1 protein-coding gene is annotated in these 1193 nt (G+C 43.7%); it reads right to left on the reverse strand.

Going from position 1 to position 1193, the window contains the following annotated elements; genetic code table 11:
- Positions 1–214: 214 nt before the first annotated feature.
- Positions 215–1030, reverse strand: a complete 816-nt coding sequence (aph(3')-Ia, locus tag OKC43_RS21640; protein ID WP_000018329.1) for an aminoglycoside O-phosphotransferase APH(3')-Ia — start codon at positions 1028–1030, stop codon at positions 215–217.
- Positions 1031–1193: the final 163 nt, after the last annotated feature.

Here is a 1193-nt window from a genome sequence, read left to right on the forward strand (position 1 = left end):
GGTAAGCAGAGTTTTTGAAATGTAAGGCCTTTGAATAAGACAAAAGGCTGCCTCATCGCTAACTTTGCAACAGTGCCAATTTATGAGTAAAGGATTATGTCCACGATAAGCACCTGGGTCGATTCCTGGGAGGCGGCCATGAGGGTAGGGAAGCGCCGTCCCGTCAAGTCAGCGTAATGCTCTGCCAGTGTTACAACCAATTAACCAATTCTGATTAGAAAAACTCATCGAGCATCAAATGAAACTGCAATTTATTCATATCAGGATTATCAATACCATATTTTTGAAAAAGCCGTTTCTGTAATGAAGGAGAAAACTCACCGAGGCAGTTCCATAGGATGGCAAGATCCTGGTATCGGTCTGCGATTCCGACTCGTCCAACATCAATACAACCTATTAATTTCCCCTCGTCAAAAATAAGGTTATCAAGTGAGAAATCACCATGAGTGACGACTGAATCCGGTGAGAATGGCAAAAGCTTATGCATTTCTTTCCAGACTTGTTCAACAGGCCAGCCATTACGCTCGTCATCAAAATCACTCGCATCAACCAAACCGTTATTCATTCGTGATTGCGCCTGAGCGAGACGAAATACGCGATCGCTGTTAAAAGGACAATTACAAACAGGAATCGAATGCAACCGGCGCAGGAACACTGCCAGCGCATCAACAATATTTTCACCTGAATCAGGATATTCTTCTAATACCTGGAATGCTGTTTTCCCGGGGATCGCAGTGGTGAGTAACCATGCATCATCAGGAGTACGGATAAAATGCTTGATGGTCGGAAGAGGCATAAATTCCGTCAGCCAGTTTAGTCTGACCATCTCATCTGTAACATCATTGGCAACGCTACCTTTGCCATGTTTCAGAAACAACTCTGGCGCATCGGGCTTCCCATACAATCGATAGATTGTCGCACCTGATTGCCCGACATTATCGCGAGCCCATTTATACCCATATAAATCAGCATCCATGTTGGAATTTAATCGCGGCCTCGAGCAAGACGTTTCCCGTTGAATATGGCTCATAACACCCCTTGTATTACTGTTTATGTAAGCAGACAGTTTTATTGTTCATGATGATATATTTTTATCTTGTGCAATGTAACATCAGAGGGCACTGTTGCAAATAGTCGGTGGTGATAAACTTATCATCCCCTTTTGCTGATGGAGCTGCACATGAACCCATTCA

This window comes from Aeromonas sp. Y289-2, assembly GCF_027705925.1.
GTDB lineage: Bacteria > Pseudomonadota > Gammaproteobacteria > Enterobacterales > Aeromonadaceae > Aeromonas > Aeromonas veronii.